Annotated in this window: 17 protein-coding genes; 5 read left to right on the top strand and 12 right to left on the bottom strand. The window is 61.4% G+C overall.

Annotated features, from left to right (window positions below; genetic code table 11):
- Positions 1-55 precede the first annotated feature (55 nt).
- From A9404_RS00720 to A9404_RS00665, 12 genes are all read right to left on the bottom strand, one after another.
- Positions 56-913 (bottom strand): phosphatidate cytidylyltransferase, encoded by an 858-nt coding sequence (locus A9404_RS00720; RefSeq protein ID WP_082922622.1) that lies wholly within the window; start codon positions 911-913, stop codon positions 56-58.
- Positions 910-1,635 (bottom strand): polyprenyl diphosphate synthase, encoded by a 726-nt coding sequence (gene uppS / locus A9404_RS00715; protein WP_156521348.1) that lies wholly within the window; start codon positions 1,633-1,635, stop codon positions 910-912. The genes A9404_RS00720 and uppS overlap by 4 nt, the downstream gene beginning before the upstream one ends.
- Before the next feature lie 78 nt (positions 1,636-1,713).
- Positions 1,714-2,271 (bottom strand): ribosome recycling factor, encoded by a 558-nt coding sequence (frr, locus tag A9404_RS00710; protein ID WP_066097759.1) that lies wholly within the window; start codon positions 2,269-2,271, stop codon positions 1,714-1,716.
- Between the two features lie 11 nt (positions 2,272-2,282).
- Positions 2,283-3,008 (bottom strand): UMP kinase, encoded by a 726-nt coding sequence (gene pyrH, locus A9404_RS00705; RefSeq protein WP_066097757.1) that lies wholly within the window; start codon positions 3,006-3,008, stop codon positions 2,283-2,285.
- An 82-nt stretch (positions 3,009-3,090) separates the two neighbouring features.
- Positions 3,091-3,972 carry a translation elongation factor Ts gene (gene tsf / locus A9404_RS00700; protein WP_066097755.1) on the bottom strand — a complete coding sequence of 294 codons (882 nt, stop codon included), beginning with the start codon at positions 3,970-3,972 and terminating at the stop codon, positions 3,091-3,093.
- 128 nt (positions 3,973-4,100) lie between these two features.
- Positions 4,101-4,835 (bottom strand): 30S ribosomal protein S2, encoded by a 735-nt coding sequence (rpsB, locus tag A9404_RS00695; protein WP_066097753.1) that lies wholly within the window; start codon positions 4,833-4,835, stop codon positions 4,101-4,103.
- Positions 4,836-5,063: 228 nt separating this feature from the next.
- A complete protein-coding gene (gene ispF / locus A9404_RS00690; protein WP_066097751.1) occupies positions 5,064-5,567 on the bottom strand; it encodes a 2-C-methyl-D-erythritol 2,4-cyclodiphosphate synthase in 504 nt (167 codons plus the stop codon).
- A complete protein-coding gene (gene ispD, locus A9404_RS00685) occupies positions 5,560-6,315 on the bottom strand; it encodes a 2-C-methyl-D-erythritol 4-phosphate cytidylyltransferase (protein WP_407645342.1) in 756 nt (251 codons plus the stop codon). The genes ispF and ispD overlap by 8 nt, the downstream gene beginning before the upstream one ends.
- A gap of 31 nt (positions 6,316-6,346) precedes the next feature.
- Positions 6,347-6,763: an FtsB family cell division protein gene (locus tag A9404_RS00680; protein ID WP_066097747.1), complete on the bottom strand. Its 417-nt coding sequence runs from the start codon at positions 6,761-6,763 to the stop codon at positions 6,347-6,349.
- A 30-nt stretch (positions 6,764-6,793) separates the two neighbouring features.
- On the bottom strand, positions 6,794-8,071 hold the full coding sequence (eno, locus tag A9404_RS00675; protein ID WP_066097745.1) for a phosphopyruvate hydratase: 1,278 nt from the start codon (positions 8,069-8,071) through the stop codon (positions 6,794-6,796).
- Positions 8,072-8,149: 78 nt separating this feature from the next.
- Positions 8,150-8,995 carry a 3-deoxy-8-phosphooctulonate synthase gene (kdsA, locus tag A9404_RS00670; protein WP_066097743.1) on the bottom strand — a complete coding sequence of 282 codons (846 nt, stop codon included), beginning with the start codon at positions 8,993-8,995 and terminating at the stop codon, positions 8,150-8,152.
- Positions 8,992-10,641 (bottom strand): CTP synthase, encoded by a 1,650-nt coding sequence (locus A9404_RS00665; RefSeq protein WP_066097741.1) that lies wholly within the window; start codon positions 10,639-10,641, stop codon positions 8,992-8,994. The genes kdsA and A9404_RS00665 overlap by 4 nt, the downstream gene beginning before the upstream one ends.
- Before the next feature lie 518 nt (positions 10,642-11,159).
- Between A9404_RS00665 and A9404_RS00660 the strand changes: the two genes are divergently transcribed.
- From A9404_RS00660 to metH, 5 genes are all read left to right on the top strand, one after another.
- On the top strand, positions 11,160-11,645 hold the full coding sequence (locus tag A9404_RS00660; RefSeq protein ID WP_066097739.1) for a MarR family winged helix-turn-helix transcriptional regulator: 486 nt from the start codon (positions 11,160-11,162) through the stop codon (positions 11,643-11,645).
- A complete protein-coding gene (locus A9404_RS00655; protein ID WP_066097737.1) occupies positions 11,608-12,774 on the top strand; it encodes an HlyD family secretion protein in 1,167 nt (388 codons plus the stop codon). The genes A9404_RS00660 and A9404_RS00655 overlap by 38 nt, the downstream gene beginning before the upstream one ends.
- Positions 12,775-12,795: 21 nt before the next feature.
- Complete coding sequence (locus A9404_RS00650; RefSeq protein ID WP_066097735.1) at positions 12,796-14,346, top strand: DHA2 family efflux MFS transporter permease subunit; 1,551 nt, start codon at positions 12,796-12,798, stop codon at positions 14,344-14,346.
- A gap of 122 nt (positions 14,347-14,468) precedes the next feature.
- Positions 14,469-15,056 (top strand): DUF2062 domain-containing protein, encoded by a 588-nt coding sequence (locus A9404_RS00645; RefSeq protein ID WP_066097733.1) that lies wholly within the window; start codon positions 14,469-14,471, stop codon positions 15,054-15,056.
- Positions 15,057-15,081: 25 nt separating this feature from the next.
- Complete coding sequence (gene metH, locus A9404_RS00640) at positions 15,082-18,825, top strand: methionine synthase (RefSeq protein ID WP_082922621.1); 3,744 nt, start codon at positions 15,082-15,084, stop codon at positions 18,823-18,825.
- Positions 18,826-18,867 lie beyond the last annotated feature (42 nt).

Below are 18,867 nucleotides of genomic sequence, written 5' to 3'. Positions count from 1 at the left end.
TCAGACGCTACAAGGAGAATCTCGAACGATCGAGGGCTCGCGAAATCCCATACCGTTAGTGGAACGTCAGGAAACTCATCTGGGCCAAAGCCAGTAACCATACCGGCATCGCTGCCAATTGACCATCGAGGCGATCTAGCAGCCCACCATGCCCAGGTAGGAGGTGGCCACTATCCTTGACGCCTGCCTCCCGCTTCAACCGCGATTCTTCAAGGTCGCCGGCCACGGAAAACAGCGCGACGCCCATACTCCACAGGGCCAGCTGCCAGGACGGGACGCTCGCGAAAAGCGGTAGTACCGCGCCAATAGCGGTCAGCAAACCGACGCCCACCAGGCCGCCAACGAGACCCTCGAGCGTCTTGCCGGGGCTCAGGGCCGGCGCGAGCTTGTATCGTCCGAAAGCACGACCCGCGAAATAGGCCAGGGAATCCGCCACGGCAACGATCATCACCCCGAAGATCAGCAGCCAGGGGCCGGTCTCCTGACGATGGATTTCGACGACCGAAAACCAGAAGAGCGGCAGAATCAAAAGCCCGAGGAGCGTGCGCAGCCAGGCAGGGCGACGGCTACCGGCATTCTTTCGATGGAGCCATAGCCCGCCCATCAGCAGGAGCCAGCCGAACGTGGTCACACCGGCCAACCAGGGAATCTGCCCTGGGGAAACCGCAAGATACAGCACCGCACCAACCGCGCTCATGAGGAGTAAGGCAACCGCCCGCCCAACAGGTGCAGCGCAACTCAGCCGGAACCACTCGAAACCGAGTCCGAGGGTCATCACGCTCATGAATGCGATGAAGGCCCATTCCGGGAACATGAGGATGACCATCAGCCCAAGCGCAGACAGGCCCAAGCCGGTGAGAATGCGCACCTGGGTGGCCGTCATCATCTGGGTCATATGTCGGGAAATATTCATTCGCTCAATCCACCAAAGCGCCGCTGCCGTGCGGCATACCACTGCAAGGCATCCAGAAAATGCGCCCTATCGAACGCGGGCCACAGACAATCCGTGAAATACAGTTCGGCATAGGCCAGTTGCCAGAGCAGGAAGTTGCTGATCCGCTGTTCGCCACCCGTGCGAATGAACAGATCGACCGGCGGACAAGGCGCTGTGGATAACTGGGCCTCGAATGCGGCACGCCAGATATCGGGGTCACCATCGAGTCGAAGTTGCCCGTCCATCGTAGCGGCCGCCAAGTTCTTGGCCGCATTCAGAATATCCCACTGACCACCGTAACTGATGGCAATCAGCAGATTCAAGCCATCGCTCGACTCGGTTCGACGCTCTGCCTCATGCATCAGGGTCTGTATGCGGGCAGACAGGGGCTTGCGGTCCCCGATAAAGCGAATTCGCACGTCATGGGCGACCAGTTCGTCCATATCCCGCTCCAGGGCATAGACGAACAAGCCCATCAGCGCTTCCACCTCATCGGTGGGACGTGACCAGTTTTCTGAGGAAAAGGCGAACAGGGTGAGAACGGGGATTTGCGCCCGGCTGGCGAATTCGATCAACCGGCGAACGGCGCGACGCCCCCGCTGATGACCGATGGTCCGCGGCAGATGACGAGCCTTGGCCCATCGACCGTTGCCATCCATGACGACGGCAATATGACGCGGCAATCGCTCGGGATCGAGCAACCCAAGAAAGTCTTCATCGCCGTGCAGTGAGGACAGGGGCGCTGTGGCGGGATGGATAGTGGGGTCGTCCACGCCGACTCAGACTTCCATCAGTTCTTTTTCTTTTTCCGCAACAATCCGATCGATTTCGGCAACGCAGCTATCGGTCAGCTTCTGGATCAGATCCTGGCCCCGGCGTTCTTCATCTTCGGAGATATCCTTCTCCTTGAGCAACGACTTGAGATCGTTGTTGGCATCGCGACGGATATTCCGCACCGCGACCTTCGCATTTTCGCCCTCGTGGCGCACGATCTTGCCGAGCTCCCGACGACGATCCTCGGTCAATGCCGGCATCGGCACGCGAATCGTCATGCCGGACGTCGATGGATTGAGCCCGAGGTCGGACGTCATGATCGCCTTCTCGACCTTGGCAACCATATCCTTTTCCCAGGGCACCACCGAGAGCGTGCGCGCGTCATCGGCAGACAGTTTCGCCACCTGGGAGAGCGGCACCATGCCCCCGTAATACTCGACGGTCACGTGGTCCAGGATACTGACGTGGGCACGGCCCGTACGAATCTTCGCCAGTTCGGTCTTCAGGGTATCGATGCTCTTGTGCATCCGGATATCACAGTCTTTTTTAATGTCTTCAATCATTCTGAGTACTCCTAAGCCGTCACCAGCGTGCCGACGGGCTCGCCCATCACGGCGCGCACCAGATTGTTCGGGGCATGAATGTCGATGACCATCATCGGCATGCCCTGATCCCGGCACAATACGATCGCGGTGGCATCCATCACGCCCAGCCGCTGGTCCAGCGCCGCATTATATGTCAGCTGGTCGTAACGGCGTGCGGCCGGGTCCTTGACGGGATCGGCATTGTAAATCCCGTCGACCTTCGTCGCCTTGATCATGATGTTCGCCTGGATCTCGATCGCGCGCAGACTGGCACCCGAATCCGTGGTAAAGAAGGGGTTACCGGTGCCACCGACCAGAATGACGATCCGGCCCTTCTCGAGGTGCCGAATGGCACGGCGGCGAATGAACGACTCGCACACGGCGGGAATCGACAGCGCGGACATGACACGTACCTCCAGGCCGCGCTGCTCAAGCACATCCTGCATGGCCAGGCCATTCATGACAGTGGCCAGCATACCCATCTGATCCCCGGTCACCCGATCCATGCCGGCCTTGGCCAACCCTTCGCCCCGGAAGATATTGCCGCCGCCCACCACAATCGCCACTTCGACCCCCATCGCGCGCAAGGCGAGGATGTCATCGGCCAGGCGGAAAATGATCGCGGGATCGATGCCAAAGGCCTGATCGCCCATCAATGCCTCGCCGCTGAGCTTCAGCAATACACGTTGGTAACGAGGAGCGGGTTGGTCTGTCATAACTATCCTCAAGCAATCAGAGTCGGCATAAATTCGTGCTCAAAAAAAGGCCGGAGTCGCCTCCGGCCCGTTTCAGGAACCATCAGGCCCCTTTGACTTGGGCCATGACCTCGGCAGCAAAGTCGCCAGTTTCCTTTTCGATGCCCTCGCCTACTTCCAGACGGGCAAAACGAACGCAGGTGGCGCCCTTGCTCTTCAACAGTTTGCCAACGGTCTGGTCCGGATCCTTGACGAACGGCTGACCAACCAGCGCGGACTCCGCCAGGAACTTGCGAATCCGGCCTTCAACCATCTTCTCGATGATGTCGGCCGGCTTGCCGCTGTCCGCCGCCTGAGCAATGAAGATCTCGCGCTCTTTCGCAACCAGATCCGCATCCACATCGGACTCGTTGACGCACAGCGGACGGCTGGCAGCCACGTGCATGGCGATATCGCGCGCCAGATCGACGTCGCCGCCGCTGACCAGTTCAACCAGAACGCCGATGCGCTCGCCATGACGGTAGGCGCCGACGACACCCTCGGTGCTGTAACGCTCGAAACGACGAATCTGGATGTTCTCGCCCAGCTTGGCTACCAGCGCCTTGCGCATGTCTTCGATGGACTGTCCATTGACCGTCATGGCCAGCAGCGCATCCATGTCGGACGGATCGTTCTGCAGCACCTGATCGGCGAGCAGTTGTACGAAACCGGCAAAGTCCGGGTTCTTCGCAACGAAATCGGTTTCAGAGTTGACTTCGATCAACGCTGCGCTGCGGCCATCCGCAGACACGGCCACGCCAATCTGCCCTTCAGCCGCGACGCGACCGGCCTTCTTGTCGGCCTTGGCCATACCGTTCTTGCGCATGTATTCGATGGCCGCTTCGATATCGCCCTGGGTTTCAACGAGCGCGCGCTTGCATTCCATCATGCCGGAACCGGTACGCTCCCGCAGTTCCTTGACCAGACCTGCACTAATCGTCGTCATAATTCTTTCCTCTTCAATAAGGTTCAAATGAATAGGGTGGATAACAATAACGGGTCACCAGGGACCCGTCATTCACGTTGTCGTACCTAGGACGTCCGGATCATGACCGAACGTCGAAAATCCGCTGATCAGGCCTGATCGGCCGCAGCCTCTTCAACGAAGTCCGAAGGCGCAATCGCGGAGGCGCCCTTGGCTTCCAGCACGGCATCGGCCACGGCGGTGGTGTACAGTTGAATGGCGCGGATCGCGTCGTCGTTGCCCGGGATCACATAGTCGATGCCCTTGGCGCTGCTGTTGGTATCAACGATACCAATCACCGGGATACCCAGCTTGTTCGCTTCGATGACCGCGATGTCTTCATGACCGACGTCGATCACGAACAGGGCGCTCGGCAGCCGTTCCATATCCTGGATACCGCCCAGAGAACGCTCGAGCTTCTCGCGCTCGCGGCTCAGCATCAGGGCTTCTTTCTTGTTCAGTTTGCCGAACGAACCGTCCTGCTCCATCGTCTGGAGCGACTTCAGACGACGCACGGACTGACGCACGGTCGCATAGTTGGTCATCATACCGCCCAACCAGCGATAGTTGACGTACGGCATGCCGCAACGAGCTGCCTGCTCGGCTACGGACTCACGTGCGGAGCGCTTCGTGCCGACGAACATGACGGTACCGCCGCCGCTCACGACCTTGCCGATGAAGTTCAACGCGTCGTTGAACATCGGTACGGTCTTTTCCAGGTTGATGATGTGGATACGGTTGCGCTGACCGAAAATGAAGGGCGCCATGCCCGGGTTCCAGTAACGAGTCTGGTGACCGAAATGCACGCCAGCCTCGATCATTTGACGCATGCTAATTGATGCCATGAAATTTCTGCCTTTAATTAACTTTGGGTTGAGCCTCCGCCCGGCCAAGCAACGCAACCGTCAGGCCTCTGCCCTTCGGCACCCCGCGCTGCTTTAACACCGGGCGTGTGAATTGCCCCGCGATCGAATTCGCGAAGCGCGCATATGATACGCAATTTCACCAGGAAGGGGAAGATTCCAGGCAACCATTCCGTGGCCGCCGTCGACGACACCCCGACCAACCGACGCCTAGCGACAGAGCAAGGCGATCGATTCTGCGGCAATCCCTTCGCCGCGACCGGTGAAACCCAGGCGTTCCGTGGTGGTGGCCTTGATGTTGATAACGTCGACGGAAACACCCAAAACCTCGGCGATGCGTGCACGCATCGCAGGAACATGGGGGGCCATACGCGGCGCCTGAGCAATGATGGTCATGTCCAGATTGCCGACCCGCCATCCCAGCGCCTCGACCCGACGGTACACATCGGCGAGCAGCAGCGTGCTATCGATCCCCGCAAAGGCCGGATCGTTGTCGGGATAGAGACGACCGATATCGCCGAGTGCAGCCGCACCCAGCAGGGCATCGCAAAGCGCATGAAGCAGAACGTCGCCGTCTGAGTGGGCGCGAAACGCCTGATCGAAAGGAATTCGGACGCCGCCGATCATGAGATGGTCGCCGGGCTTGAATGCGTGCACATCGAAACCCTGACCGATACGAAATGGAATAGCTGAAGCGGCGCCTGAATCAGACATAGCACGTTTCTCCGGATTGATCGCCACCATGATCGATGGCTGCATTCTCATCAGCCAGCACGCCCTGCGAACGTAGAATCAGCCGAGCCAGAGGAAGATCTTCGGGATGCGTCACCTTGATGTTGTCGGCACGCCCTTCAACCAGTAGCGGGGCAGCGCCGATGAACTCAAGCGCTGAAGCCTCGTCCGTCAGATTCGCGCCGGCCATCCTGGCCAGATCCATCGCGGACATCAATCGATCAAGGGGGAAGACCTGGGGCGTCAGGGCATGGAAAACCTGCTCGCGGGGAACAGTCGCAGCAACTCGCCCCAGATCCGTCGACCGTTTCAGGGTATCCCGAACCGGCGCTGCCAGCAGTCCACCGGCCCGATCGCCCGCTGCCGCCACCCGCATCAGCAAGCGCCCCACATCGGCGGGGTGGACACAGGGGCGCGCCGCATCATGCACGGCAACCCAGGCATCCTGGGAACAGTCCGGCAGCGCCGATAAATATTCCAGGGCGGCGCGGACGCTGCAGGCGCGCGTTTCGCCGCCCTGAACGAAGTGCAGGGGAAAATCGGAAAACCCGGACAACAGGTCCGTAGCGATCTCATCGCCCGGCCCCAGGGCCAGCACAGCCCCCTGCAAACCGGGCAGATCGGCAAATCGGGACAATGTCACAACGAGCATCGCGCGCTCGCCAAGCAACAGGTACTGCTTGGCGACCGGCGACTGCATCCGAGTCCCCTGCCCTGCCGCAGGGATCACCAACCACCAGGGAAACACGGGAGACAATGGGTTAGCGGGCACGGGCACTCGCCACCGGAGGCGTCTGGCCCGCACCGCGAGCCGTCGACGGATCCGGCGCCTTCGCCGCCGAGCCGTCACCTCCGGACAAGTCAGCGTCCCCGGGCGCCAGACTCGGCGTAATCTGATCGGGCCGGGTATCCTCGATTACCTGATAAAAGGTTTCGTGGGGGCCGATCAAGCCGAGATCCAACCGGGCCCGCGCTTCGACAGCTCCCAGGCCCGTCTTGAGATCATCCACTTCAGCCGCCAGTTTTCGGTTGCGCTCAACCAGATAATCCTGGGACATCGTCAGATCGTTCAGGCGCTGCTCCTTTTTCCAGATATTCGGCAGCGAGGCGTCACTAAACCAGAGACGCCACTGCAAGGCACCGAGCAGGACAAACAGAACCAGGAGCAGAATGCGCATGGGATCGCGAATCAGCCTAGCCTGGCGTGATCAGCGTCCGAACACCGACAGACCGGGGAAACGGGCACGCGAGCCAAGCGCCTCTTCGATGCGCAACAGCTGGTTGTACTTGGCCATCCGGTCGGAGCGGGACAGGGAGCCCGTCTTGATCTGACCGGCATTGGTGGCCACCGCCAGATCGGCGATGGTGGTGTCCTCGGTTTCGCCGGAACGGTGGGAAACCACGTTGGTGTAGCTCCGCTCATCGGCCAGCTTCATTGTCGCCAGCGTTTCGGAAAGCGTACCGATCTGGTTGACCTTGATGAGGATCGAGTTGGCGATCCCCTTGTCGATTCCTTCACGCAGGATCTTCACGTTGGTGACGAACAGGTCGTCGCCCACCAGTTGCGTCTTCTTGCCCAGACGCTCGGTGAGCAGTGCCCAGCCCGCCCAGTCCTGCTCGGCCATGCCGTCCTCGATCGAGAGGATCGGGTACTTATCGACCCAGCCAGCCAGCAGATCGACCATCTCTGCGGCGGTGAAGGAGCGACCTTCGGCTTCAAGATGATACTTGCCATCCTTGTAAAACTCGGAACTCGCGGCATCCAGACCGATGAAGACATCCTTGCCGGGGACGTAACCTGCCTGCTTGATGGCCTCGATGATCACCTGAATCGCCGCCTCGTTCGACTCGAGATCCGGTGCGAAACCGCCCTCGTCGCCTACCGTCGTGCTCAGACCGCGATCGGACAGCACCTTCTTCAGCGTATGGAAAATCTCGGTGCCGTAACGCAGGGCTTCGGAGAAACTCGGGGCCCCCGCCGGAATGATCATGAATTCCTGCATGTCCACGGAATTGTCGGCATGGGCACCACCATTGATGATGTTCATCATGGGCACCGGCAGGGTCACCGCCTCGTCGCCGCCCAGATAGGCGAACAGGGGCTTGCCGGCCGCCGCCGCACCCGCATGCGCCGCCGCCAGAGATACCGCCAGCAGGGCATTCGCACCCAGGCGGGACTTGTTTTCGGTACCGTCGAGCTTGATCATCACGTCATCGATTGCCGCGAGATCGTTGACGTCCATACCCATGATCGCGGCGGCGATCTCGCCGTTCACGTTGGCAACCGCCTTGCTCACGCCCTTGCCACCGAAGCGGGTCTTGTCGCCGTCGCGCAGTTCGATCGCCTCACGGATCCCCGTGGATGCCCCGGAAGGAACGATGGCCCGCCCCATGAAACCGCCGGTAACGGTCACCTCGGCCTCGACGGTCGGGTTGCCACGGGAATCAATCACTTGTCTTGCGCGTACGCCTTCGATGGCTGTCATAGTGTCCGGTCTCCAAAAATTAAAGCGTTTAAGATGTTTATAGGGTGTCAGTTCCGCATGACATGCGGACGACAGAATTCATTTGGCGGCCAATAACGCCTGCTCGGGAAACCCAGCCTGCTTGACCACCGCATCCAGGCTGATCAAGGTTTGCAAGAGTTCGGCCATATCCGCCAACGGCCAGGCATTCGGTCCGTCGGACAACGCCTTGGCCGGGTCCGGATGGGTTTCCATGAACAATCCGGACACGCCGGCCGCCACGGCGGCACGCGCCAGCACGGGCACGAATTCCCGTTGCCCGCCCGAACTGCTGCCCTGCCCGCCCGGCAACTGCACCGAATGGGTGGCGTCAAAGACCACGGGCGCACCAGTTTGACGCATGACCGCCAGACTCCGCATGTCGGAAACGAGATTGTTGTAACCGAAACTGGCGCCCCGCTCGCAGACCATGATCTGCTCGTTGCCGACTGCACGGGCCTTGTCCACGACATTCCCCATATCCCAGGGGGACAGGAACTGCCCTTTCTTGATATTCACGGGTTTGCCCTGCCGGGCGACGTTCTGGATGAAATTGGTCTGGCGACACAGGAAGGCGGGCGTCTGCAGGACGTCGACGACCGAAGCCACTTCATCCAGCGGCGTGTCCTCATGCACGTCGGTCAGCACCGGAACGCCGATCTGCGCGCGGACGCGCTCCAGAATCGCCAACCCCTGCTCCAGCCCCGGCCCGCGAAAACTCGCACCCGAAGAGCGGTTTGCCTTGTCGAACGAGCTTTTATAGATGAAGGGGATCCCCAGCGCCGTCGTCAGTTCCTTCAACCGGCCAGCGGTCTCCTGGGCCAGGGTTTCGGATTCGATGACGCAGGGTCCGGCAATCAGGAAAATCGGTTGATCCAGCCCAACCGTAAAATTCAGGAGTTTCATGCGCTCACCTCGACTTCCGCGTTACCGGAGCGTTGTGCCAGCGCCGCCTGAATGAAGGCAGTAAACAGCGGATGGCCATCGCGCGGCGTCGAATGGAATTCCGGATGGAACTGGCAGGCAATGAAGAAGGGATGCGTCGGCAACTCGATCATCTCAACCAGGTGGTTCTCCGCCGACCAGCCTGAAAACACCAGCCCCGCATCGGACAGGGTCTTCTCGTAGCCGTTGTTGAACTCGTAGCGATGGCGATGGCGCTCGTTGATCTCCGTGCTGCCGTAGGCTTCAGCCGCCCGCGTGCCCGGGGTCAAATGGCAACGCTGGGCGCCCAGGCGCATGGTTCCGCCCAGATCCGCTTGCTCGTCCCGTTGAATCAACTCACCGGACTCGTCGCGCCACTCGGTGATGAGCGCGATAACCGGCTGGCTCGTTTCCTTGCGGAATTCGGTGGAGTGCGCCTCGGATAGACCGGCGACATGGCGCGCAAACTCGATAACCGCCACCTGCATGCCAAGACAGATCCCGAGATAGGGCTTGCCGGATTCGCGCGCGAACTGCACGGCGGCAATCTTGCCTTCGACGCCGCGCTCCCCGAATCCGCCCGGGACGAGAATGGCATCCATGTGCTCAAGGGGTGTCGTACCTTCCCGCTCGAACCGCTCGGAATCGAAATAATGAATATTGACGCGGGTACGCGTCTGGATACCGGCATGCAGCAATGCCTCGTTGAGGCTTTTGTACGCATCGATCAGATCGACGTACTTGCCAACCATGGCGATATCCACGATGCGATCCGGCTTGGTCTGCGCCTCGACGACGCGATCCCACTCGGAAAGGTCAGCGGCACCGGCAGACAGATGCAGCTTGCGCAGCACGATTTCGTCCAGCTTCTGGGCGTGCAGCATCCGCGGGATTCGGTAGATGGTGTCCGCGTCAATGGCGGAGATGACGGCATCGAAATCCACGTTCGTGAACAGGGCGATCTTGCGCCGCTCGTCATCGGGCAAGGTTACTTCCGAACGGCAGAGCAGGATGTCCGGCTGGATGCCGATGGAACGCAGCTCCTTGACCGAGTGCTGGGTAGGCTTGGTCTTCACCTCGCCAGCCGCCCGGATGTAGGGCACCAGCGTCAGATGCATATAAATGGCACGCTCCCGACCGAGTTCGACCCCCAGTTGACGGATCGCCTCAAGAAACGGCAGGGACTCGATGTCGCCCACCGTGCCGCCGATCTCGATCAGGGCGACGTCATAGCCCTTGCTGCCCTCGAGCACGCGACGCTTGATTTCGTCGGTGATGTGCGGAATGACCTGAACCGTGCCGCCCAGGTAATCGCCGCGACGCTCGCGACGAATCACGGACTCGTAAACACGCCCGGTGGTGAAATTGTTGCGCTGGCTCACCGGGCTGCGCACGAAGCGCTCGTAGTGGCCCAGGTCGAGGTCGGTTTCCGCGCCGTCATCCGTCACGAACACTTCGCCGTGCTGGAACGGGCTCATGGTGCCCGGGTCAACGTTGATGTATGGATCAAGCTTCATCAGGGTGACACGAAGCCCACGGGATTCGAGCAAGGCACCCAGGGATGCGGCAGCGATTCCCTTGCCCAACGACGAAACCACACCACCCGTGACGAATACAAATTTGGTCATGACCGAACCATCAAATAGAGAGAGACAAAACGAAAGGTCCTGCAAAATCGGCGCATTTCATCGTGATCACGCAGCCAGCCCCAGGGCCGCCCGGTACCGCTGAAAGAATAACCCAAGGCCGCGACCCAAGTAACCTTCATCCGCAGAGCGGACAGGAACCGCAGCGGCCGATCAGCACGCATGAAACGGGCAACGAAAACACCCCGCCCCGGACCTTTGAACGGGGACGGCCGACAGACGATTCGCTGCGATCGCCACTTCGGTCGAACCCCGGCAGATGGGGCGGCATCATAAAACATTCGGCACGCGAGAACAATTTGACGCCGTCGGCACAAGGCGATCACATGGCCTTACTATCCGTTAGACCGATTAATGTTATTTCATCTGTTTTTTGATTAGACTCATAGATTGGCTTAATTATTTTAGTTGACAGTCCCGTGATGAAGGGATAGCGTCGAGCCAACAATAGTATCGCGTCATTAATTATTAATTTGAAAAATCATTAGGTAACTACTATTATGAATAAGGAACCCGCCACCATCAGTGACGAACAGATCGCTCGACTGTTCTTCGACGGAACACGCATGTGGCGTGCGCAATTGAATACCGTTCTGGCCGAATACGAATTGACCGCTTCCGCTTGGTCGGTCATTCGCGTTCTCCGGGACGAGGGTCAAGGGAAAACACAAAAGGAACTCGCCAGCGAGTTGGGCATTGAAGGCCCCACTCTGGTCAAGCTGCTGGACAGTCTGGAACGACTCGGCTGGATCGAACGTCGCGTCGCACCGACCGATCGTCGCGCCAAGACCATCTGGTTGATTCCGGATGCCATGGCCCAAATCAAGGAAGCGGACCTGAAACTGGGCACCATTCGCCACGAGATCGTGTCGGTTCTGGAAGAGAAAGATCGGGACGAATTCATCCGATTGCTCTCGCTGGTACGCCACAAACTGGAGCAGATGTGTCATGGCACCGAATCAGACGACGAAGGAGACGACGAATAGCGCACCGCCAAGCGCCAACGGGCCGGGCTCTGCCCCGGCTTCCGACAAGAAAACCGCCGCTTCCCGACGCCGACTGATCGTTCTGATCCTGCTTCTTCTGCTCGCCGCCTGGCTGGGCGCAGGCTACTGGTACGACACCAAGCAATTTCTTTCCACCGACGATGCCTTTATCGGCGGCAACCAGGTCCAGATCGGTGCCCAGGTTTCCGGTCAGATTCTGACTGCCCCCCTGAAAAACAACAGCTTCGTCCACAAGGGCGAGGTCCTTTTCACCCTCGACGCCACGCCCTTTCGTGCGGCAGTCGCCGCCGCACGCGCGGGCGTAGCCACGGCCGAACGCCAACAACACGCTGCCGAGGCGGCCATCGTGACTGCACAGGCAGCGTTGCAACAGCAGCAGGCAAACGCCCGATCCACGCATGACCACCTGAACCGTTTGCTGCAGATGCGCACGCGACAATTCGTGTCGGCTCAGGAACTTGACGATGCACGCGCGGCCTATGCCGTGGCAGAAGCGGCCGTCAATCAGGCATCTGCCGCATTGGCGCAAGCCAAGGTGACAGCAGGCAAACCCGGCGAGGAAAACGATCGGATCCAGGCGGCGCGGGCGCAACTGGCTCAGGCCGAGTACGCCCTCGGGCAGACCGAGGTTCGTGCGCCGATGTCCGGAATCCTCGCCAACTACGCCATCATGCCCGGACAACCGATTGCCGCGGACCAGCCGCAATTCGTGATCGTCGCTGCACAGGGCGTCTGGGTCGACGCCAACTTCAAGGAGACGGATCTGGCCGGCATCCATGTCGGCGCGCCTGCGGAAATCACCTCGGACATCTACCCCGGCCGGGTCATCAAGGGCAAGGTCCTGTCCATCGCTGCCGGCGCCGGCACGGCCTTCTCCCTGCTCCCCCCCCAGAATGCGACCGGCAACTGGGTGAAGGTGACGCAACGGGTCCCGGTCCGCATCGTCTTGGATCAGGCCCCCGATGCCCCGCGCCTGCCCATCGGAACCAGTACCACCACCCGCATTCAGCGGGTGGATCACCCGATCGGTTACTGGCAATCCTTGCTCGCCGTTCTGGGCCTGCCGGTCGCGGGAACGAACCGATCCGCGCACGCACCCACGACCTGACGCAGGACCGGGGCATCACCCATGAGCCAGGGCTTCGACTACACCCAACTGACGTCGTTCGAGCGATTCATGATCACCGTGGCCGTCATGGCCGCGACGGTGATGCAGGTACTGGACACCACCATCACCTCCGTCGCCCTCCCCTACATGGCCGGTGATCTGGGGGCTTCGCCTGACCAGATTTCCTGGGTACTGACCAGCTACCTCGTCGCCTCGGCCATCATCATGCCCCTGACGGGTTATTTCACGGACAAGTTCGGTCAGCGGGAATATCTGATGTTCAGCGTGGCGCTCTTCGTGGTGGCCTCGGCACTCTGTGGCATCTCGCAGAATCTGCTGGAAATCATCGGTTTTCGACTATTGCAGGGAATAGCCGGTGCGGCACTGGTACCCTTGTCCCAGGCCATCATGGTTCAGGTATTTCCCCCGGATCAACGGGGTAAGGCCATGGCGATCTGGGGCATCGGCGTGATGGTTGGCCCGATCCTCGGACCCACCATCGGCGGCTGGCTCACCCAGGCCATCGAGTGGCGCTGGACCTTCTATATCAACCTGCCCGTCGGGCTGTTCGCACTCGCCGCCATCGGTAGATTTGCCCCCCGCCTGCCCCGTAAGGCGGGTCGGACGATGGATTGGCTGGGATTTACGCTGCTCGCCCTGGCGATCGGCGGCACGCAGTATGTGCTGGACCGCGGCAATCAGGACAACTGGTTCGATTCGCCCGTCATCGTTTCGGCGGCCATCATCGCGGTGGTTTCCGGGCTGTTCTTCCTCTGGCTGAGTTTCGTGCCCAACCGTAGACCCGTGTTTTCGCTGGCGATCTTCCGTGATCGCAATTTTACCCTGGCCAACGGCATCATGATGCTGATGGGGCTCGGCATGTTCGGGGCGATCTACGTCCAGCCCCTCATGCTCGAGCGCGAGATGGGCTATCCCATCCTGACGACCGGCCTCGTCCTCGCGCCACGCGGCATTGCCAGCATGATCGCCATGATGATCATTGGCCGCATCATCAATTTCGTCGATATTCGCCTGATCATCGGCTTCGGGATCTTCCTGAGTCTCGTGGGCAGCTGGGGGATGATGCAATACAACCTCGACATCGACACCTGGCAGGTAATCTGGCCCCTGCTGTTCCAGGGCGCGGGCATCGGCATGATTTTCGTCCCGCTGTCGACCATCGCCTTCTCGACGCTGGCGCCCCAGTTCGCCGCGGAGGCTGCCGGGCTATACAGCCTGATCCGCACTGTCGGTTCATCCATCGGCATTTCCATCGTCGCCACGCTGGTCAGTCGACACGCACAAGCGGCCTGGAATCAGCTGGGTGGCGGCATCACCCTCGACAACCCGTTGACCTGGCAATATCTCGCCCCGCTACACCTGGCCCCGAACTCGCCAACCGGCGCGGCAATCCTGAGTCAGACCCTCATGAGCCAATCGGACATGCTCGCCTACCATGACGCCTATGTCCTGATTTTCGCGAGCTTCGTCGTCATGGTGCCCGTGGTGCTCGCATTCCGCGCCGAAAGCAAGGCCAGAAGCACCCCCAGGCCCGCAGCGGCCAGCGAATGATCCTCATCGCGACCGGCCATGACCGGTGATCGCCATCAGAATCCGCCGCCACCGCCATCACCTCACATCCGAGCCTGTGCCATCGGTTATACTCGGACGCATACACGAGGATCGAAAGTCATATGCCGCGCAGATTTTTTCGAAAATGGGCCCCCAGCCGGGAAGCGGTGCTGGCACCTTCGTTCATGCGCCCGTTCGCCAAATGGCTCGCCCACCCGAATCTCTGGCATCTCAATCGCCGCTCCGTCTCCGGGGGCGTCGCCGTGGGGCTCTTCATCGCCTTCATCCCCACGCCGTTCCAGATGGTCTGGGCCGCCCTGGCCGCCATCCTGCTCCGCGTGAACGTGGCGCTGGCCGTTGCCATGGTACTGCTCACCAATCCCCTGACCATGCTGCCCATTGCCTGGGCCGCATTCATGCTCGGGACTTGGTACACTGGGCAATCGATCCGCGTGCCGGCCGAAGGCATGACCGTCCCCTGGCTCATCGATCAGGTTCAGGTGATCTGGCTGCCGCTCCTCCTGGGGCTGCTGACCTTTTCCATCCTCAGTGCCCTCGTCAGCTACGGACTGATTCAACTCCTGTGGCGATGGCATATCATCCGGCACAAACAGCGCAAGCGTGCGGCACGCCGCGAACCGGCGGTGCCGACGTCAGTCCGAGACGAACGCGAGGCGCCCGCGAACCAGGACCGGAACCCGCTTCCCTAATTTCAGATACATCTTCGAATTACCCATGACCCAATCCCAACCCGTCGAACATCCGCTTTTCCAAACCCTGCGTGCCCTGATGGCACAACGCATCCTGATTCTGGATGGCGCGATGGGCACGATGATCCAGAAGCACCGGCTGGACGAGGCCGCCTACCGCGGGGTGGCAACGCCAAGCGGCGAGCCCATCTCCGGTAGCCGTTTCGCGGACTGGCCGGTGGATCTCAAGGGCAACAACGACCTGCTCGTGCTGACCCAGCCCGAGGTCATCCGCGGCATCCATCAGGCCTATCTCGATGCGGGTGCCGACATCATCGAGGCCAACACCTTCAATGCCACCCGCATCTCGATGGCGGACTACGCGATGGAGGATCTCGCCTACGAGATCAACGTAGCCGCCGCCCGTCTGGCCCGGGCCGCCGCGGACGCCAAGACTGCCGAGACCCCGGACAAGCCGCGCTTCGTCGCCGGCATCATCGGCCCGACCAGCCGCACCGCCTCCATCTCGCCGGACGTGAACGACCCCGGCTTCCGGAACGTCACTTTCGAAGAGCTCGTGGCTGCCTACCGCGAATCGGCCCAGGGGCTCATCGAGGGCGGTACCGACATCCTGATGATCGAGACCATCTTCGACACCCTGAACGCCAAGGCGGCGGTCTTCGCACTGGAAACCCTGTTCTCGGAACTGGGCCAGCGCTGGCCGGTGATGATCTCCGGCACGATCACCGACGCCTCCGGACGCACGCTGTCCGGCCAGACAACCGAATCGTTCTACAACAGCCTGCGGCACGCCAAGCCCCTGTCGATCGGCCTGAACTGCGCCCTCGGTCCCGATCTGCTGCGCCAATACGTGCAGGAGCTGTCCCGCGTCAGCGAATTTCCCGTATCGGTGCACCCGAACGCCGGCCTGCCGAACGAACTGGGCGAATACGATCTCGATGCCGAGACGATGGCCGCGCAAATCGACGAATGGGCCGCCTCCGGCCTGATCAACATCGTCGGCGGCTGCTGCGGCACCACCCCGCAGCACATCGCCGAAATCGCCCGCAAGGCGAGCGCCCACCCACCCCGAGTACCGGCCAAACCTGAACCGGCCTGCCGCCTGTCGGGCCTCGAGCCCTTCAACATCACGCCCGACTCCCTGTTCGTGAACGTGGGCGAGCGGACCAACGTCACCGGTTCGGCCCGGTTCCGCCGCCTGATCAAGGAAGGCGACTACAGCACGGCGCTGGACGTGGCGCGCCAGCAGGTCGAGGCAGGCGCCCAGGTCATCGACATCAACATGGACGAGGGCCTGATCGACGGCGCCGCCGCCATGGAGCGCTTCCTCAAGCTGATCGCCGCCGAGCCGGACATCTCCCGCGTGCCGATCATGATCGACAGTTCGAAATTCGCGGTGATCGAAGCCGGTCTCAAATGCGTTCAGGGCAAGGCGATCGTGAACTCCATCTCCCTCAAGGAAGGCGAGGACATCTTCCTGGAGCACGCACGCATCGTGCGCCGCTACGGTGCTGCCGCCGTGGTCATGGCCTTCGACGAGAACGGCCAGGCGGACACCCTGGAACGCCGGATAGAGATCTGCTCGCGCGCCTACAAACTGCTGACCGAGGAAGTCGGCTTCCCGGCTGAGGACATCATCTTCGACCCGAACATCTTCGCCATCGCCACGGGGATCGAGGAGCACAACAACTACGCCGTCGATTTCATCGAGGGCACCCGCTGGATCAAGCAGAACCTGCCGCACGCGCTCGTGTCCGGCGGCGTTTCCAACGTCTCCTTCAGCTTCCGCGGCAACGAACCGGTCCGCGAGGCGATCCACAGCGTGTTCCTGTACCACGCGGTCGGGGCGGGCATGGACATGGGCATCGTCAACGCCGGCCAGCTCGTCGTGATCGACGAGATTCCGGCCGAACTGCGTGAAGCCGTCGAGGACATCGTGCTCAATCGCCGTCCGGACGGCACCGACCGGATGCTGGAAATTGCCGAGAAATACCGCGGCAGCGGCGGCGAAGCCAGGGAGCGCACCGATCTCGAATGGCGCCAGTGGCCAGTCAACAAGCGACTGGAGCATTCGCTGGTCAAGGGGATCGACGAATTCGTCATCGAGGATACCGAAGAGGCCCGTCTGGCCGCCGAGCGCCCCCTGCACGTGATTGAGGGGCCGCTGATGGACGGCATGAACGTGGTCGGCGACCTCTTCGGCGCCGGCAAGATGTTCCTGCCCCAGGTCGTGAAGTCCGCCCGCGTCATGAAGAAGGCCGTGGCCCACCTTCTCCCCTTCATGGCCGAGGAAAACCAGGGCTGTGCCGTGGAATCCGCCGGCAAGATCCTGATGGCCACGGTCAAGGGCGACGTGCACGACATCGGCAAGAACATCGTCGGCGTGGTGCTGCAGTGCAACGGCTTCGAGATCATCGATCTCGGCGTGATGGTACCCGCCCAGAAAATTCTCGACACCGCGCGGGCGGAGAACGTCGACATCATCGGGCTTTCCGGTCTGATCACCCCGTCCCTCGACGAAATGGTCAACGTAGCGAGCGAAATGCAGCGCCTCGGCTTCACCCAGCCTCTGCTGATCGGCGGCGCGACCACCTCGAAGCTGCACACGGCCCTGAAGATCGCCCCGGCCTACGACCAACCCGTCGTGCACGTGTCCGATGCATCTCGTGCCGTCGGCGTCGCCGCCAACCTGCTTGGTGACCGCAGGGACGACTACATGACCGAGATCCGCGCCGACTACGCGGCCCTGGTGGCACGCCGCCAGGCCAACCAGCAGGACGCCAAGCGCGTGACCCTGAGCGAGGCCCGACAGAATCGGCAGGTCATGTCCTACGAGCAGTACACGCCGAAGATGCCGAACAAGCCCGGCATCACGGTATTCGACGACTATCCGCTCGCGGACATCCTGCCCTGCATCGACTGGACCCCGTTTTTCCAGAGTTGGCAGCTCTTCGGTCACTATCCGGCCATTCTCGACGACGAGAAAGTCGGTGCGGAAGCCACCAAGCTCTTCGCGGACGCCCAGAAAATGCTCGAGACCATCGTGGCGGAACGCTGGGTCAAGGCTAGTGCCGTGATCGGGTTCTGGCCGGCGGCCTCGGTGGACGACGACATCCGGATCTTCACCGACGAATCCCGCCAGGCGGTGCACACCACCCTGCACCATATCCGCCAGCAGATCCCCCGACCGGCCGGGAAGCCGAACCAATGTCTGTCCGACTTCATCGCGCCGACGGGCAGCGGCACCCGCGACTGGATCGGCGGATTTGCCGTAACCACTGGCCACGGCATCGAACCGCATATCGAGGCCTTCGAAAAGGACAACGACGACTATCACGCCATCCTGCTCAAGTCCCTGGCCGACCGGCTCGCCGAGGCATTCGCCGAACACCTGCACCTGCGCGTACGCAAGGAATTTTGGGGCTATGCACCGGACGAGAATCTCGACAACGAGGCCCTGATCGCAGAGAAATACCAGGGCATCCGCCCCGCACCTGGTTACCCGGCCTGCCCGGACCACACGGAAAAGGGCTTGCTCTGGCAACTGCTGGAACCCGAGGAGCGCGCGGGCATCTCGCTCACGGAGAGTTTCGCCATGTATCCCGGCGCCGCCGTCTCCGGTTGGTACTTTGCCCATCCGGACTCGCGCTACTTCGGCACGGGCAAAATCGGCCGCGACCAGGTGCACGACTATGCCGAGCGCAAGGGCTGGTCGATCAAGGAAACCGAACGCTGGCTGGCACCGATCCTGGGCTACGAACCCGAGTGATTCGGCCGCGTCGAGCCGAGTGGCAGCAGGCAATCCCTCGAA

The sequence above is a fragment of the Halothiobacillus diazotrophicus genome, assembly GCF_001663815.1.
GTDB lineage: Bacteria > Pseudomonadota > Gammaproteobacteria > Halothiobacillales > Halothiobacillaceae > Halothiobacillus > Halothiobacillus diazotrophicus.
Note: the sequence above shows the minus strand (reverse complement) of the source record. Positions and strands in the feature narration are given on the sequence as shown.

Excerpts from the sequence above, each read along its gene's own strand:
- A9404_RS00720 (WP_082922622.1), bottom strand. The coding sequence starts at position 913 with ATGAATATTTCCCGACATATGACCCAGATGATGACGGCCACCCAGGTG.
- frr (WP_066097759.1), bottom strand. The coding sequence starts at position 2,271 with ATGATTGAAGACATTAAAAAAGACTGTGATATCCGGATGCACAAGAGC.
- pyrH (WP_066097757.1), bottom strand. The coding sequence starts at position 3,008 with ATGACAGACCAACCCGCTCCTCGTTACCAACGTGTATTGCTGAAGCTC.
- tsf (WP_066097755.1), bottom strand. The coding sequence starts at position 3,972 with ATGACGACGATTAGTGCAGGTCTGGTCAAGGAACTGCGGGAGCGTACC.
- rpsB (WP_066097753.1), bottom strand. The coding sequence starts at position 4,835 with ATGGCATCAATTAGCATGCGTCAAATGATCGAGGCTGGCGTGCATTTC.
- ispF (WP_066097751.1), bottom strand. The coding sequence starts at position 5,567 with ATGTCTGATTCAGGCGCCGCTTCAGCTATTCCATTTCGTATCGGTCAG.
- A9404_RS00680 (WP_066097747.1), bottom strand. The coding sequence starts at position 6,763 with ATGCGCATTCTGCTCCTGGTTCTGTTTGTCCTGCTCGGTGCCTTGCAG.
- eno (WP_066097745.1), bottom strand. The coding sequence starts at position 8,071 with ATGACAGCCATCGAAGGCGTACGCGCAAGACAAGTGATTGATTCCCGT.
- kdsA (WP_066097743.1), bottom strand. The coding sequence starts at position 8,995 with ATGAAACTCCTGAATTTTACGGTTGGGCTGGATCAACCGATTTTCCTG.
- A9404_RS00665 (WP_066097741.1), bottom strand. The coding sequence starts at position 10,641 with ATGACCAAATTTGTATTCGTCACGGGTGGTGTGGTTTCGTCGTTGGGC.
- A9404_RS00660 (WP_066097739.1), top strand. The coding sequence starts at position 11,160 with ATGAATAAGGAACCCGCCACCATCAGTGACGAACAGATCGCTCGACTG.
- A9404_RS00655 (WP_066097737.1), top strand. The coding sequence starts at position 11,608 with ATGGCACCGAATCAGACGACGAAGGAGACGACGAATAGCGCACCGCCA.
- A9404_RS00650 (WP_066097735.1), top strand. The coding sequence starts at position 12,796 with ATGAGCCAGGGCTTCGACTACACCCAACTGACGTCGTTCGAGCGATTC.
- A9404_RS00645 (WP_066097733.1), top strand. The coding sequence starts at position 14,469 with ATGCCGCGCAGATTTTTTCGAAAATGGGCCCCCAGCCGGGAAGCGGTG.
- metH (WP_082922621.1), top strand. The coding sequence starts at position 15,082 with ATGACCCAATCCCAACCCGTCGAACATCCGCTTTTCCAAACCCTGCGT.